Raw genomic sequence first — 16249 nt, 5'->3', positions numbered from 1 at the left:
GAGACCTTATTCAGCGTCTTTGTCTTCTTCTTTCGCTTCTTTAGCGGTAGGAACTTCAGCAGATACTTCTTCTGCAGTTTCTTCCACTTCTTTTTCGATACGCGGCGCAGTAATTGAAACAACTGCTTGGTCGTGGTCTGCACCTTTCGTCAATTCAACTAACTCGACGCCTTTAGGCATGTTCAAGTCAGTTAAGTGCAAGGTTTCGCCCAGTTTCAAGTTCGCGATATCTACTTCAACGTACTCAGGCAGATCTTTTGGTAAGCAAGAAACTTCTAAGTCTGCAATGTGGTGAACCACAACGCCGCCTTCTTGTTTCACGCCAACTGCAGTTGCTTCATTGATGAAGTGAACAGGAACGTGAGTATGAAGTTTTTGACCTTTAACAACACGTTGGAAATCCAAGTGAGTTAATTTTGGCTTGTACGGGTGACGTTGAACGTCTTTCAAGATTGCTTCATGCTTCTTGCCGTCGATAACCAAAGTCAAAATGTGCGAGTAGAAAGCTTCATGGTCAGCCATGTTGTTCACTTTGTTGTGATCCAACGTGATTGAAACGGCTTCTTTATCGGCACCGTACAAAATTGCAGGCACTTTTTCCGCACGACGCAGGCGGCGGCTCGCACCTTTCCCTGTATCCGTACGGAGTTCTGCTTGAATAGTAAAATCGATAGTTGACATGTGGAGTGTCTCCGTTAAATAAAAATAAGCCGGATATTCGCGACCAAATACCCGACGTGTTCCTCAAAAATCTGTTTTGCTTATTTGAGGGCGCGAAATAGTACCACTGACGCCCTCAAACTTCAATCAATACTCGAACATTGCTGAGATTGATTCTTCGTTGCTGACGCGGCGTAGCGCTTCAGACAACATTCCGCTTAAGGTTAATTGATGTACCTTGTCTAAGGCCTTCATTTCAGCACTTAATGGAATGCTATCGGTAACAACAACACGGTCGATGTGTGAGTCACGAATATTTGCAAATGCATTGCCGGAGAAAACTGGGTGGGTTGCATAAGCAAATACACGGCGTGCACCGTTTTTCTTCAATGCTTCAGCGGCTTTACACAAAGTACCACCGGTATCGATCATATCATCAACAATAATGCAGTCGCGGTCTTGAATATCACCAATGATGTGCATCACTTGTGACTCGTTCGCACGCGGGCGGCGTTTATCGATAATGGCAAGATCGATGTCGTTGAGCAGTTTTGCAATCGCGCGAGCGCGAACCACACCACCAATATCAGGTGAAACAACAACTGGATTGTGGAATTCTTGCTGGCGTAAATGCTCCATCAATACTGGGCTGCCGAAGACGTTATCTACTGGTACGTCGAAGAAGCCTTGAATTTGTTCTGCGTGCAAATCAACCGTTAACACTCGGTCAACGCCAACACTTGATAAGAAGTCAGCGACAACTTTGGCGGTAATTGGAACGCGTGCCGAGCGTACTCGACGATCTTGGCGCGCATAACCGAAATATGGCATTACCGCAGTAATACGACCTGCAGAAGCGCGTCGCAGTGCATCAACCATCACGATAAGCTCCATGAGGTTGTCGTTAGTCGGTGCACAGGTTGATTGAATGATGAAAACATCAGAACCACGAACATTTTCATTGATCATGACACTGATTTCACCGTCACTAAAACGGCCAACTTCAGCATCACCAAGTTTGATATACAGGCGGTCGGCAATTTTTTGGGCGAGTTCTGGCGTCGCATTGCCAGCAAAGAGCTTCATGTCAGGCACACTAAACCTCAGTCTTGTTGGTTAGGTTCACAGTTGAAGCCTGCCGCAGTTGCTGGCAGACCGGGTTTTCATTGAGACCTCGCGCGACAAACCCTGTCCATTGTGCAGGCATCCTTTGCAGTGCAGCACGGGCATCTGTCTCGTTATCAAATCGACCGAAGATGCATGCACCCGTGCCAGTCAATCGAGACGGCGCGTATTCTACCAACCAGTCGAGGGCCTTGGCAACTTCTGGATAGAGTCGACGGACCAGCACTTCACAGTCATTGTTGGTGTTTTCCCAGCTCCATTGTGGCCATTTTAGCGGTGGATGCTGACGCGGAAGGTCAGGGTGTTTAAAAATACTTGGTGTACTAATTTGAACACCTGGATGAATGACTAAATACCAAGGACAGGGCGGTTGTGCAGGTTGTAAATACTCGCCAACGCCCTCCGCAAATGCGGCTTGTCCGCGCACAAATACAGGCACATCAGCACCGAGCTGTAGACCCATAGCGGCGAGTTCATCATCGTTTAGTGGCAACTGCCAAAGATGCCGTAGCGCAAGCAATGTTGTTGCTGCATCAGATGAACCACCGCCTAAACCACCACCAAAGGGCAGCTTTTTTTCAATATGGATATGAATACCGGGTAGCGATTGTGGAGCGGCTTCTGCTAATAACTTAGCCGCCTTAAGTACCAGATTATCATCGGTTTCTAACGATGGCTCAGAGCAGCTTATCGTGATCTCAGAGCTATCACGCAATTGAAATGATAATTCGTCACCGAAATCGACAAACTGAAATAAGGTTTGAAGGTTATGATAGCCATCAGCACGCTGGCCGACGATATGCAAAAATAGATTTAATTTGGCGACCGCGGGTAAAGTTAAAAGCGCCATTGCGAAACCTGCAGTTTTAACCGCCATGCGTCGGTTGTTAAGTTAATACTATGGGGTAAAAACGTGCCATTTATCAGTTCATATTCGCCGAGTTGTGCACGCCAAACTTGGTCAGCAGCCAACATGACAAAATTTGACAACAAGGCATAGGGCCGCTTTCGATATTGCTGCAACTGATACTGTTTCTCGACCATGTCTGGTAGTTCCTGACCGATGACAATTGCGCTAATCTGATTCATCGGTAAATCCAATCGAAAATATTGCCACAGTAATTCTTGCGCGGTTGTGGCACGATATTCTTTGCCATCTTCGTCGATTAAAACGGCTTGTCCATTTGACTGCTCAAGTTTCGCAAGGGTGCCGCGAAGCGGATGTGAAAAGCGCATCATTAATTGATCAGCACTTGAGGACCAATCGACATAAAGCCCGTGGCGATCATCTTCGCGTAAATCGAATAACGCCATTTGGCCACGCAAACGCCAGTTATCCAGTTGTTTGAGCTGCTGTTGCTGCGCTGTTACGGCCTTGGCATCAACATCACTCGTACTGGGGGGCTCGGGGACGCTGCTACAGGCAGTTAACCAAGCACTTGTGAGTACTACTAAAAGGAGACGTTTCATTGGTTTTGCTATCCCTGTTCGTGCGCTTTTCATCATGCGGGCTTTCACGTACAATTGCCAGCGTTTCGCAGTAGTTAGAGGCTCGCAATTTTTTGCTATTATGACCATTTTCGCGCTAGGTGTTAACCACAAAACCGCTTCCGTGTCGTTACGGGAGCAAGTCGCCTTCTCGCCAGAGCAGCTACATCAAGCGTTGCCAGCTTTGCGTGAGCAAACTGGCGTTGCTGAAGCCGTTATCTTATCTACTTGCAATCGTACTGAATTGTATTGTCATGGTGCGACATCCGCAGATATGTTGATTGGTTGGCTTGCAGGCTATCATCGCATTCCGTTGGAGCAACTGCGTGAACATTGTTATACCTATGAAGATGGGGCTGCCATTGAACACTTAATGGCGGTAGCGAGCGGTCTCGACTCGTTGGTTTTAGGCGAACCGCAAATTCTTGGCCAAGTGAAGCAAGCCTATCAGTTCGCGCGAAACCAGGCGAGTGTAGGCACGGTACTTGAGCGACTATTCCAAAGCACATTTCGGGTAGCAAAAACTGTCCGTAGTGAAACCAAAGTTGGCGAAAATGCGGTTTCCGTCGCGTTTGCCGCAGTAAACTTGGCGCGCCAAATTTTCGCTGAGTTACCTGAATCTCGGGTGTTGCTTGTTGGCGCTGGTGATACCGCAGAGCTCGTTGCGCAGCACTTAACTGAACATGGTGTGAAACAATTGATGGTGGCAAACCGAACGTTGGGCCGCGCAAGCGCGGTTGCCGAACGTTTCCAAGGTCAAGCGCATACGCTTGGCGAGCTACCGGAATTGCTCCCACAGGCTGACATTGTGATTAGTTCGACTGCGAGTCCGTTGCCGATTATCGGTAAAGGTTTGGTTGAACAAGCGCTGAAAACGCGGAAGCGCCAACCGATTTTGTTCATTGATTTAGCCGTGCCGCGAGATATTGAAGAACAAGTCAATGCGTTAGATGATGCTTTCTTGTACACGGTTGATGACCTACAAGGCATTATTACGGAAAACCTTCGTAACCGCGAAGAAGCCGCCGCTGAGGCGAAAATTATTATTGCTGAGCATTCCGAGGCCTTTACCGCTTGGATACGCCAGCTTGATCATGTCGACGTGATTCGTGATTTTCGCCAGCGTACTGAGCAGATGGCTGAAGAACAATTGCTACGCGCTCGCAATCAGTTAGCTGCAGGCAAAAGTGCCGACGATGTGTTGGGTGAGTTCGCCCAGCGTTTAACCAAACAATTTCTCCATCAGCCAACGCGAATGATGCGTGAAGCTGGCGCCGCGGGTGACTTCGAGACCTTAGCGGTATTTCAAAAATTGATAGCAGATGACGAGTAAGGTCCTCACCGCATGATGAATCCTTCGATTATTCGAAAACTAGAAGCATTGCTTGAACGCTATGAAGAAGTACAACACTTATTAAGTGACCCAGGCATTATTGCGGACCAAGATAAGTTTCGCGGCTTGTCGCGTGAATATTCTCAGTTGGAAGAATTGGTGAAATGTTTTACCAGTTACCAGCAAGCGCAAGCTGATGAGGCTGCAGCGCAAGAAATGATGCAAGAAGACGACGCTGAAATGCGCGAAATGGCAAAAGCTGAATTAGATGAAGCGAAGGTCAAGCAAGAAGAGCTTGAGCAGGAACTGCAAATTTTACTGCTACCAAAAGATCCGAATGACGATCGTCCGTGTTATCTCGAAATTCGTGCAGGTGCTGGTGGCGATGAAGCTGCCATTTTTGCGGGCGATTTATTCCGTATGTACAGCCGCTATGCTGAGCAACACGGTTGGCGTGTCAGTATGGTTAGCTGTAACGAGGGTGAGCATGGTGGCTATAAAGAAGTGATTGCGCACGTGTCTGGTGATGGGGCGTATGGTCGCTTTAAATTTGAATCGGGTGGTCACCGTGTGCAACGAGTACCAGAGACGGAATCTCAAGGTCGTGTGCACACTTCGGCCTGTACAGTTGCTGTGTTACCGGAAGTACCTGAGGCCGAAGCCATCGAAATTAATCCAGCTGACTTGCGCGTCGACACTTTCCGAGCTTCAGGGGCGGGTGGTCAGCACGTTAACCGAACCGACTCGGCGATTCGTATCACGCACATTCCAACTGGTTTCGTGGTGGAGTGCCAAGATGAGCGTTCGCAGCACAAAAACCGAGCCAAAGCGATGTCGGTGTTGCAAGCACGATTGCAACAAGCGGAGGATGAAAAGCGGCGTCAAGAAGAGCAATCAACGCGTCGTAGTTTAGTTGGTAGCGGCGATCGCTCAGAGCGTATTCGTACCTACAATTATCCGCAAGGGCGGGTCAGCGATCACCGTATCAATTTAACCTTGTATCGTTTGGATGAAGTTCTTGAAGGGGCATTAGATCTTATATTAGATGCCATTGTGCAAGAGCATCAGGCCGATCAGCTCGCAGCGCTTGCTGAGAGTCAATGATCACGACACCCATGACGATTGCTGAAGCGTTGCGATGGGCGACACAACAACTCACCAAGAGTGAGAGTGCAAAGCTTGACGCCGAAGTGTTGTTGGCGCACATCGTTGAACGTGATCGTACCTATTTGATCACTTGGCCCGATCGCTTATTGGAAGCCGCACAACAAGAACAATTTGCCGAACTCATAAAACAGCGCGAACACGGCGTTCCCGTTGCTCATTTAGTTGGGCAGCGTGAGTTCTGGTCGCTGCCATTAACAGTCAACAACAGCACGTTGATACCGCGCCCAGATACCGAAGTGTTAGTGGAGCACGCGCTAAGCTTAGCGTTACCGGTCGAATCTAAGGTGCTTGATTTAGGCACCGGAACCGGTGCTATCGCATTGGCATTAAAAAGTAGCCGGCCTACGTGGCAAGTTACTGCCGTGGATAAAATGTCCGAGGCCGTGGCACTTGCGCAACAGAATGCTGCCAACTTAAATCTCGATCTTACCGTTAAACAAAGTGATTGGTTCGCGGCAATCGAACCGCAACAGAAGTTTGATTTGATTGTTTCGAACCCGCCATATATTGACGCGAGCGACCCGCATCTCGAGCAAGGAGATGTAAGATTTGAGCCCAAAAGCGCGTTAGTCGCAGCAAATGAGGGCTTGTCGGATATCGACACAATTATTACGGGGGCAACGAATCATTTAGAACTGCAAGGTTGGTTATTGATTGAACACGGCTGGAAGCAGGGGGAAGCGGTTCGTGATTTGATGCAAAGGGCACGGTTTAATGCAGTTACGACTATTCGTGATTATGCTAATCTTGAGCGCGTGACACTCGGACAATGGAGTAATGCCAATGGCCAATGATTTCATCTTTGCTGAAGAGAATGAGCAAGAGGAAGTGCCTGATAACACAACGGAAGCGGGTTGGAAGGTATTAATTGTTGATGATGAGCGTGAAGTACATGCGGTAACTCGCTTGGCACTTATGGATTTAGTTTTTGAAGGTAAAGGCTTAAATTTTTTAAGTGCTTATTCGCGTCATGAAGCGGAGCAGTTGATTGCTGACCATGATGACATCGCCATTGTGTTGCTTGATGTGGTCATGGATACCGACGATGCTGGTTTGCAGGTTGCCAAGTATATTCGCGAAACGATAGGTAATCGCACCAGTCGTATTGTATTGCGGACAGGTCAACCGGGACAGGCGCCAGAGCGTTCGGTTGTGATTAACTACGATATCAACGATTACAAAGCGAAAACCGAATTAACAGCACAGAAATTATTTACCTGTGTGATGTCGGCACTGCGTTCTTACCGCGACATTATTCGAGTAAAAGAACAACTCGAGCGAGTTGAACATGAATTAAGTTTTTACCAAAACTGGTTGTTAGAACATCAACCGCAGGTGCGTCAGCAAGTTGCTGATGCCTATCAACGTTTAACCGAAAATAACGATTAGAAGGGACGTTCTTGATGTCATTCATAGCTCTAAAACACCTCCATGTCACCTTTGTTGCCATAAGTGTGGTATTATTTATGCTTCGTTTTTTCTGGCGCAGTATTGGTGCTGGAATCGCGAACCAGAAGTGGGTGAAAATTGTTCCGCACATTATCGATACAGCATTATTGCTGACAATTGTCGGGATGCTTATTCACTGGCAAATGTGGCCGTGGGAAACGCCATGGTTGATTAATAAAGTGATTGGTCTTGTAGGCTATATTTTGTTTGGTTTGGTGGCGATGAAGGCCTCAGTGAGCTGGCTACGTTATGTTGGCTTTGTGGGGGCGCTGAGTTGGATTATGTTTTTGCTTCACATTGCCTTCAGCAAACAAGCACTGATTTAAAAAAATCGTTATTCGTTATTGGTTATTCGTTACTCGAAGGTGTTTTGACGAATAACGACAAGGGAGCGTGAGCGACCGATCGAATAACGAATAACGAATTAAGGGTTTATGCGTTTTTCATATTTAGAACATGTGGCTCATGAAATTCTCCCAACTATTGAAATAGTCTGGGAGATTAGCCGTACCTTTCATTCCGATAGTGACCAGTACGTTAGCGATTATTATCAGCAAATACGCGAGATGACTCACAAACATGAAGCGCTGACCGGTATTGAAAAACTGCAAGCGGTTATTCAGGACTTTTATTTTGAGTTAGGGTTTAGTGACGCGCCCGAGCCCGCGGTTGGTGCTCAGCGAATTCTGCTCGATAGGGTTATTAGTTATCGCACAGGTTTACCAATTAGCTTGGCGCTTCTTCTGCAAGAAACGGCAGCTTATGCTGGTATTCAGACTGATTTAGTTGATTTTCCGGGATACCCATTGTTGCGATTTGATTTTGAGCAACAAAGTTATTTTGTTGATCCGCTGCATGGTGAATTACTCGAAGGTCACCAAGTGCAAGAACGTTTTGAAGACGTGACTGAAGATGCACTGGATTTTTCATGGGATATGTTTGAAGCTGCCGATCAGAAGACGATTCTGATGCGCTATTTGACTGAGCTAAAGCATGCGATGATTCATGACCGTGAATTTGCCAATGCACTTACCGTCGTTCATATGTTGCTGGCTATTTCTCCGGATGATCCGTATGAAATTCGTGATCGTGGTTATGTGTTAGAAGAGCTCGACTGCCAACAAGCAGCAGTTGACGATTACCAGTATTTTGTCGAACAATGCCCAGATGATCCAAGTGCACAGTTGTTGCGCTTGCAATTAGAAACGTGGGCGGCCCCCCAGCACGTCCTTCATTAAAAAAATAGAATAATAAGGGGTTCCTGTGGAAAGCTCTGCACTGATTACCAATGACGGTATTATTTTTGGCTTGCTGGCTGTAATTCTTGGTCTTATTTTTTACACGCAAAGCAGCTCAAATAGTTTTTGGCAAAAGTTTTATAAGTGGGTTCCAGCGCTATTACTTTGCTATTTTATTCCTTCGTTGCTCAACACCTTCGGTATTGTCGATGGCGCAAATACCGGAGTCTATCCGTTAGTGATGGATTATTTGCTACCAGCGTGTTTGGTTTTGCTGACCTTAAGTTTGGATTTGAAAGCAATTCTACGACTGGGCCCAAAACTCCTTATTCTCTTTTTAACCGGTACTGTCGGTATTGTTATCGGCGGGCCTATTGCGCTCTTGATTGTTAGCGCTATTTTCCCTGAAATGTTGGGTGGCGCGGGTCCGGATGCGGTTTGGCGTGGTATGACAACCATTGCTGGTAGCTGGATTGGCGGTGGCGCTAACCAAGCCGCAATGAAAGAAGTTTACGAAGTTGGCGGCGAAATTTTCTCGGCAATGGTCACCGTTGATATTATTGTGGCGAACTTATGGATGGCCGTATTGCTTTATATGGCCGCAAATAACAAAGCCATCGATAAACGCATTGGTGCAGACACAAGCGCGATTGAAGCAATTAAAGATCGTATGGAGCAGTACGAAGCTGAGCATCGTCGTGAATCAAAATTGCCAGATTTGATGTTTATTGTGGCGGTTGCTTTTGGTGTGACAGGCTTGTCGCATTGGGGTGCCGATGTGATTGCACCATACATTGCCGACCATGTTCCAGCTCTGAAAGACTTTAGCTTAGACAAAAAATTCTTCTGGTTGATTGTGATTGCGACCACGGTAGGCGTTGCACTGTCGTTTACGCCAGCACGTAAACTTGAAGGTGTTGGGGCATCGAAATATGGCTCCATGTTTGTTTATATTCTGGTTGCAACCATTGGTTTACATATGGATGTGACCGCCATTGTGGATGTACCAAAGTATTTCTTGATTGGTGCAATTTGGATGATTATTCACGCCAGTTTAATGTTGTTTGTCGCGCGCCTGCTTAAAGCGCCGGTGTTCTACATGGCGGTCGGTAGCCAAGCGAATGTTGGTGGTGCGGCTTCGGCACCAGTCGTCGCTTCAGCGTTTCATCCATCATTGGCGCCAGTCGGCGTGCTGTTGGCTGTGTTTGGTTATGCATTAGGCACCTACATGGCCTATATTTGTGGACAGATTTTGCGTGTCATTGCTACCGGCTAATACATGCAGTACATCGAGTTAAGTAAAGGATATCAACGTGATTAACACTCAGGTAATTAAAGTAGGTGACGTGCAGGTGGGCAACCATCTGCCGTTTGTGCTATTTGGCGGAATGAATGTTTTAGAATCGCGCGATTTAGCCATGCGCATTGCTGAGCATTACGTTGAAGTAACATCACGCCTTGGTATCCCGTATGTATTTAAGGCAAGCTTTGATAAAGCAAATCGCTCTTCCATTCATTCTTATCGCGGCCCAGGCCTTGATAAAGGCCTCGAAATTTTCGCTGAAATAAAACGCACCTTCAACGTGCCGATTATTACGGATGTGCACGAGCCTCACCAAGCCAAACCAGTTGCCGAAGTGGCCGATATTATTCAGTTACCGGCGTTTTTAGCGCGTCAAACCGATCTGGTCGTTGCCATGGCTGAAACTGGTGCGATTATCAATGTGAAGAAGCCGCAGTTTCTAGCGCCGCATGAAATGCGTCATATTCTGAAAAAATTTGGTGAAGCGGGTAATCACAATGTAATTCTGTGCGAGCGGGGCAGTTGCTTTGGTTACAATAACCTTGTGGTTGATATGCTTGGTATGGATGAAATGAAACAAATGGCACCGGTTATGTTTGACGCGACGCATGCGCTACAGCGCCCTGGTGGTCGTGAAGATTCAGCTGATGGCCGGCGTGCGCAAGCCGCTGTTCTTGCACGTTCAGGCTTGGCACTCGGTATTGCGGGATTGTTTATTGAAGCGCATCCAGAGCCTGATCAAGCAAAATGTGATGGCCCGTGTGCATTGCCTTTGGCAAAGTTAGAGCCCTATCTGCAGCAAATGAAAGCGGTTGATGAGTTGGTCAAAAGCTTTGCGCCGCTAGACACGAGTAACTAAGTACGATTTATGGAAACAAAAGGGCGCTCGTCGAGCGCCTTTTCTATTTAGGTCGCACGATATAAACAGCGTGCTTCTTGTCCTTAGAATTTGAAATCATGACGCTCTGATAAGTTGTATCAAACCATGGCGAGCTCACCATCTCTTGATGAAATTTCTGCATGTGGTCGATTGGTGTATCGGTACCCGTAAATTCAACACGACAAACGGTGGTTCGACATTCAACACCGCTTAATGTTGCTGACTGCAACGCTTCATTATCATCGTATAAGCGCACAATGCTGTCTTGCATGTTGTAGGCCCAATCTTGGTCGATTGATTCGGTATGAATACGTTGCTGTACCTCATCAATGTCAATTGCCTCGCGTAATAACTTTTCAATTTCGACGTCACGCTCAGCTTTGGTTACACGGGGTTGGTCGACTTCGGTTTCGCGGACTTGTTTTGCTTCGTAGGTGTCTGAATTTGTTTTTGGTGTGTCGTTGGCTGTGGTAGCAATAACTTCTATTTCTTCTTTGCCGTCAGCTCTGATTTCTTTTTCAACAACAATTTGTTTTGTGACTTGGGTCGCTGATGTGTCGACGGCGTTCGTCTCTGGTTGGCTCCAGAGTATATAGGCAAGAACTGCGATAATGGCTAAATAAACACCATGCATGGCTTTTGTCATTGTTATATTCCCGTCCTTTGGCTTGCGCTGATAAACAAACTGATTTAAATTAAAACGCATGTTTAAAATGTGCGTTCTAAACGTGCAAAACTAAAAAGTGAGACACGTTTTTATGGCAAAGCGAGTATCAACGAAAGATAAAATACTGAATGCTGCCGAGGCGCTGTTTGCCGAACATGGGTTTGAGCAAACTTCATTGCGCCAAATTACCGCAGATGCAGAGGTGAACCTCGCTTCGGTGAACTACCACTTTGGCTCAAAAAAGGCGCTGATTCAAGCCGTGATGGCACGCTACCTTGAAGTTTTAATGCCGGCGTTAGATCGGGAGCTTGCGGAGCTTGCGCAACGATCACAAGTAACCACTCGAGCGGTGTTTGATTGTTTTCGTGAACCGTTGAATGAGCTACGGCAAGTTCGCAAACATGGGCCAACTATTTTTTTAAGCTTGTTGGGGTATGCCTACGCTGATATCCAAGGGCATTTACGTCGCTACACCATGGACCATTTTGGTGATGTCATGCAGCGATTATTGGCTACCTTGCACCTCGCGAACCCACAATTGAGCCCAGTAGATATGTTCTGGCGCCTGCACTTTGTATTAGGTGCCACCGTTTTCGCCCAAGTATCAGGGCCTGCTCTGCGTGAAATTGCTGCTGCAGATTTTGGCGAAGCCATTGCTGCTGACCAAGTGATTGACCGTTTAATTCCGTTTTTAGCCGGTGGTGTCGATGCGCCTACCGAATAATCGACTATGCTTTTTAAAGTCATGATTGAGCATTCTTATATGCCCGTTGTACCGATAGGTTAAGGTGTTTTGAAATGGAAATTATTATTCTTTTAGTGGTTGTGGTGGTATTGCTCGTTGCTGTACCAGATATTCGCCGCAGCTTAATTACACGACCTGCATTTGCTTTCTTTAAGCGCGTACTGCCACCGTTATCGGCAACCGAACGTGAAGCGATGCAAGCAGGTGATACATGGTGGGACGCTGATCTTTTTAGTGGACGTCCAGATTGGCATAAATTTCACCAAACCAAAGCACCACGGTTTACTGAAGAAGAACAAGCGTTTATTGATAATCAATTAGAAACCTTGTTAGCGATGCTCGACGATTTCCGAATTGTTCAGCAAGATTCAGATTTGCCGAAAAAAGTATGGGATTATATTCGCAAAGAAAAATTCTTTGCGATGATTATTGGTAAAGAGTTTGGTGGTCTTGATTTTTCACCCGCTGCGAATTCTCACATTGTATCGCGTATTGCGTCACGCTCAATCAGTGCTGCGGTATCGGTCATGGTGCCGAATTCATTGGGTCCAGGTGAGTTACTCACGCATTACGGTACCGAAGATCAAAAGAACTATTGGTTGCCGCGCTTAGCGGATGGTACTGATATTCCGTGTTTTGCTTTAACTGGCCCTGAGGCCGGTTCTGACGCTGGCGCAATACCGGACACGGGAATTATTTGTAAAGGTGATTTTGAAGGCAAAGAAGTTGTTGGTATTCGCTTAAATTGGAGTAAGCGTTATATCACCTTAGCTCCGGTTGCCACGGTATTGGGTTTGGCGTTCAAATTGTACGATCCTGATGGATTGATGGGTGATAAAAAAGATGTTGGTATCACCTGTGCATTGATTCCAACGAGCCATCCTGGTGTTGAAATCGGTGAGCGTCATTTACCGTTAAATCAAGCGTTTATGAACGGCACTACATACGGTAAAGATGTCTTTATCCCATTGGACTGGATTATTGGTGGCAAGGATTACGCTGGTAAAGGCTGGCGCATGCTGATGGAGTGTTTGTCAGCAGGGCGAGGCATCAGTTTGCCAGCTCTTGCGGCCGCAACAGGTCATGTGACTGAACGTATGACCGGTGCCTATGCTTATGTGCGTCAACAATTTGGCATGCCAATTGGTTTGTTCGAAGGTGTACAAGCAGCCATGGGCAAAATTGGTGGTACCAACTATACCTTAGAGTCGATGCGTCGTTTAACGGTCACGGCGCTATGTGAGGGTAAAAGTCCTTCGGTTATCACGGCAATGACTAAATATCACATGACCGAAATGGGGCGTCAGGTGATGGATGCTGCCATGGACGTTCATGCCGGTAAAGGCATCCAATTAGGGCCGCGCAACTATTTGGGCCATGGCTATATGGCAACCCCAGTATCTATCACGGTTGAAGGTGCGAACATTCTCACCCGAAACTTGATGATTTTTGGGCAGGGTGCGACACGTTGTCATCCTTATGTGTTGGCGGAGATGGAAGCGGCGTCGAATCCGAATGAAGACGAGGGTTTGCAACAATTTGATAGCTTGTTACTCAAGCATATCGGTTTTGCGGCCGGGAATTTCTTCGGTAGTTTATTCATGGGATTAACTGGCGCGCGTTTTAATGCCAGCCCAATGAGCGGACCAACGGCACGTTATTACCAGCAACTGACGCGCATGAGTCGCGCACTGGCGTTAACTGCTGATATGGCCATGTTGGTGATGGGCGGCGATTTGAAGCGCCGCGAGATGCTGTCCGCTCGTTTGGGTGATGTACTAAGTCATTTATATATGGCATCGGCAGTGTTAAAACGCTACGAAGATGATGGTCGTCAGTCAGGTGATTTGCCGTTCGTTGAATATGCGCTTGAGCATCATTTGTACGAGATTGGTCAGGCATTTAAAGGCTTTTTTGCGAATTTCCCGAGCCGCATTGTGGCATGGACGTTACGTTTAGCTATTTTCCCATTAGGTATTCACTTTAACAAACCATCGGATGCCAATTTACAAGCCGTTGCGAAGAGCATGATGGAACCGGGCGTGACTCGCGATCGTCATACCTTCTTATGCTATTGGAAGAATGACGCGAAGGACATGACAGGGCACATGGAGCTTGCGTTCGCAGCCATGCGTGAGCATGCGGATGTATACAAACGCATTCGTAAGGCCGTGAAACTTGGTGATATTGCTGAAGATCTCAGTGGTGACGAACTGGTGAAGGCGGCTCGTAAAGCTGATGTGATTACCGCCGACGAAGCAAAATCGCTGAAGAAAACCGAGCAACTGCGTATGGCAGCGATTGGTGTTGATCAATTTGCGCCAGGGATTATTGAGCAACGCAAGTTTTACTCATAGCAGTAAACCTGAAACAAAAAAGGGCTGTCTCGACAGCCCTTTTTTTATACCAAATACCGACCATTAGACGCCAATCGGCTTGTAGCGAGTACGATGCGGTTCCATGGCCTGCTCGCCATGCGTTTTCTTCATATACTCTTCGTAGTCGGTGTAGTTTCCTTCGTAGAAGTTGATTTGACCTTCATCACGATAATCCAGAATATGCGTTGCGATACGGTCTAAGAACCAACGGTCGTGCGAGATGACTAAGGCTGAACCAGGGAATTCCAGCAACGCTTCTTCAAGTGCGCGCAAGGTTTCAACGTCAAGATCGTTGGTTGGTTCATCGAGCAACAAGAGGTTGCCGCCAGCTTTTAAAAGCTTGGCAAGGTGAACTCGGTTGCGCTCACCACCGGAAAGCTCGCCAATATGCTTTTGCTGGTCATTTCCGCGGAAGTTAAATCGGCCAACATATGCCCGGCTGTTAATCTCGAAGTTACCGATACGCAGAATATCTTGGCCATCAGAAATTTCCTGCCATACGGTATTTTTGTCGACCATACTGTCACGGAACTGATCAACACTCGCTAATTGAACGGTATCACCGAGTTCAACGGTTCCTGAGTCTGGCTGCTCTTTACCAGTAATCATGCGGAATAGCGTTGATTTACCAGCGCCGTTCGGGCCGATAATACCGACAATGGCGCCTTTTGGTACGCTGAAACTTAAATCATCAATCAACACGCGACCGTCATAGGCTTTTTTCAGGTGATTCACTTCAAGTACTTTGTCACCTAAGCGAGGGCCTGGTGGAATAAAGAGCTCGTTGGTCTCATTACGTTTTTGATAATCGCCACTTTGTAATTCTTCAAAGCGAGCCATACGTGCTTTGCTCTTCGCTTGACGACCTTTCGGATTTTGACGAACCCATTCAAGCTCTTGCTTAATGCTGCGCTGGCGGGCTTTTTCTTGCTTCTCTTCTTGCTCAAGTCGTTTTTCTTTTTGCTCAAGCCAAGACGAGTAGTTGCCTTCCCAAGGAATGCCGTAACCACGGTCTAGCTCGAGAATCCAGCCGGCTACGTTATCAAGGAAGTAACGGTCGTGGGTAATTGCTACGACTGTCCCTTCATAGTCGTGTAAGAAGCGTTCTAACCATGCGACAGATTCGGCATCCAAGTGGTTGGTTGGCTCATCAAGGAGCAACATGTCTGGTTTACTTAGTAATAAGCGGCAAATGGCGACACGACGGCGCTCACCACCGGAGAGTACTTTGATTTTCGTATCCCAAGGTGGCAAACGCAGTGAATCAGCGGCACGCTCAAGCATGTTCTCGATGTTGTGACCGTCTTTCGCTTGGATAATCGCTTCAAGCTGACCTTGTTTTTTTGCCAGTGCGTCAAAGTCTGCATTTTCATCCGCATAGGCAGCATACACTTGATCGAGTTCGGCTAGTGCGTTCTTCACATCCGCAACTGCTTCTTCAACCGTTTCGCGTACGGTTTTGTCTTCATCAAGTTGCGGCTCTTGTGGTAAATAACCAATTTGAATGCCAGCCAGTGGACGTGCTTCACCTTCGTATTCTTTATCAACGCCCGCCATGATGCGTAGCAACGTCGATTTACCCGCACCGTTCAAACCAAGCACACCAATTTTGGCGCCGGGGAAGAACGATAAGGAGATATCTTTTAAAATCGTCTTTTTCGGCGGGACGACTTTACTGACCCGCGACATGGAATAAATATATTGTGCCATAACAGCATGCGTTCCTTTTTGAGGCGATATGTATAAGCAAAAAACGTAATTGTTTATTTTAACCCTTAAGTTGGCGCTAACCCAAGTATATTGGTAAACTAGGCGC

General features: G+C 47.0%; 15 protein-coding genes and 1 pseudogene. 10 read left to right on the top strand and 6 right to left on the bottom strand.

Annotated elements, in window-relative coordinates; translation table 11 throughout:
- Positions 1-6 precede the first annotated feature (6 nt).
- The 4 genes from CWI76_RS04330 to lolB all read right to left on the bottom strand — a co-directional run bounded on the left by CWI76_RS04330 (position 7) and on the right by lolB (position 3255).
- Entirely contained in the window at positions 7-681 is a 675-nt protein-coding gene (locus CWI76_RS04330) for a 50S ribosomal protein L25/general stress protein Ctc (protein ID WP_126759109.1), read from the bottom strand.
- 126 nt (positions 682-807) lie between these two features.
- On the bottom strand, positions 808-1755 hold the full coding sequence (locus CWI76_RS04325; RefSeq protein WP_126759108.1) for a ribose-phosphate pyrophosphokinase: 948 nt from the start codon (positions 1753-1755) through the stop codon (positions 808-810).
- Position 1756: 1 nt separating this feature from the next.
- The gene (gene ispE / locus CWI76_RS04320) at positions 1757-2635 is read right to left on the bottom strand and encodes a 4-(cytidine 5'-diphospho)-2-C-methyl-D-erythritol kinase (RefSeq protein ID WP_126759107.1); all 879 of its coding nucleotides are present in this window, start codon (positions 2633-2635) and stop codon (positions 1757-1759) included.
- Positions 2623-3255 carry a lipoprotein insertase outer membrane protein LolB gene (gene lolB / locus CWI76_RS04315; RefSeq protein ID WP_157980801.1) on the bottom strand — a complete coding sequence of 211 codons (633 nt, stop codon included), beginning with the start codon at positions 3253-3255 and terminating at the stop codon, positions 2623-2625. Before lolB ends, ispE begins: the two co-directional genes overlap by 13 nt.
- Positions 3256-3355: 100 nt before the next feature.
- Here lolB and hemA point away from each other — a divergent pair, with 100 nt between their 5' ends.
- The 8 genes and pseudogenes from hemA to kdsA all read left to right on the top strand — a co-directional run bounded on the left by hemA (position 3356) and on the right by kdsA (position 10622).
- Positions 3356-4606, top strand: a complete 1251-nt coding sequence (gene hemA, locus CWI76_RS04310) for a glutamyl-tRNA reductase (protein ID WP_126759105.1) — start codon at positions 3356-3358, stop codon at positions 4604-4606.
- Positions 4607-4621: 15 nt separating this feature from the next.
- On the top strand, positions 4622-5710 hold the full coding sequence (prfA, locus tag CWI76_RS04305; protein ID WP_126759377.1) for a peptide chain release factor 1: 1089 nt from the start codon (positions 4622-4624) through the stop codon (positions 5708-5710).
- Positions 5707-6567 carry a peptide chain release factor N(5)-glutamine methyltransferase gene (gene prmC / locus CWI76_RS04300; protein WP_241967948.1) on the top strand — a complete coding sequence of 287 codons (861 nt, stop codon included), beginning with the start codon at positions 5707-5709 and terminating at the stop codon, positions 6565-6567. Before prfA ends, prmC begins: the two co-directional genes overlap by 4 nt.
- Positions 6557-7060, top strand: a pseudogene (locus tag CWI76_RS04295) (response regulator); the annotation flags it as partial. The gene prmC and the pseudogene CWI76_RS04295, both read left to right, overlap by 11 nt.
- A 116-nt stretch (positions 7061-7176) precedes the next feature.
- Positions 7177-7548 (top strand): SirB2 family protein, encoded by a 372-nt coding sequence (locus CWI76_RS04290; RefSeq protein ID WP_126759103.1) that lies wholly within the window; start codon positions 7177-7179, stop codon positions 7546-7548.
- 108 nt (positions 7549-7656) lie between these two features.
- Positions 7657-8460 (top strand): SirB1 family protein, encoded by an 804-nt coding sequence (locus CWI76_RS04285; RefSeq protein WP_126759102.1) that lies wholly within the window; start codon positions 7657-7659, stop codon positions 8458-8460.
- A gap of 25 nt (positions 8461-8485) precedes the next feature.
- The gene (locus CWI76_RS04280; RefSeq protein WP_126759101.1) at positions 8486-9736 is read left to right on the top strand and encodes a DUF819 family protein; all 1251 of its coding nucleotides are present in this window, start codon (positions 8486-8488) and stop codon (positions 9734-9736) included.
- Positions 9737-9776: 40 nt separating this feature from the next.
- Positions 9777-10622 carry a 3-deoxy-8-phosphooctulonate synthase gene (gene kdsA, locus CWI76_RS04275; protein WP_126759375.1) on the top strand — a complete coding sequence of 282 codons (846 nt, stop codon included), beginning with the start codon at positions 9777-9779 and terminating at the stop codon, positions 10620-10622.
- A 43-nt stretch (positions 10623-10665) separates the two neighbouring features.
- Here kdsA and CWI76_RS04270 read toward each other — a convergent pair whose 3' ends face one another.
- Positions 10666-11289 carry a hypothetical protein gene (locus CWI76_RS04270; protein WP_126759100.1) on the bottom strand — a complete coding sequence of 208 codons (624 nt, stop codon included), beginning with the start codon at positions 11287-11289 and terminating at the stop codon, positions 10666-10668.
- 112 nt (positions 11290-11401) lie between these two features.
- Between CWI76_RS04270 and psrA the strand changes: the two genes are divergently transcribed.
- Positions 11402-12034 (top strand): TetR family transcriptional repressor PsrA, encoded by a 633-nt coding sequence (gene psrA, locus CWI76_RS04265; protein ID WP_126759099.1) that lies wholly within the window; start codon positions 11402-11404, stop codon positions 12032-12034.
- Positions 12035-12108: 74 nt separating this feature from the next.
- The gene (locus CWI76_RS04260; RefSeq protein WP_126759098.1) at positions 12109-14412 is read left to right on the top strand and encodes an acyl-CoA dehydrogenase; all 2304 of its coding nucleotides are present in this window, start codon (positions 12109-12111) and stop codon (positions 14410-14412) included.
- A gap of 63 nt (positions 14413-14475) precedes the next feature.
- On the opposite strand, the gene ettA is transcribed toward CWI76_RS04260, so the two are convergent.
- Positions 14476-16143, bottom strand: coding sequence for an energy-dependent translational throttle protein EttA (gene ettA, locus CWI76_RS04255; protein ID WP_126759097.1), 1668 nt, complete (start codon positions 16141-16143; stop codon positions 14476-14478).
- Positions 16144-16249 lie beyond the last annotated feature (106 nt).

This window comes from Pseudidiomarina marina, from assembly GCF_003987045.1.
Lineage (GTDB): Bacteria > Pseudomonadota > Gammaproteobacteria > Enterobacterales > Alteromonadaceae > Pseudidiomarina > Pseudidiomarina marina.
This window is presented reverse-complemented; position numbering and strand designations above follow the sequence as displayed.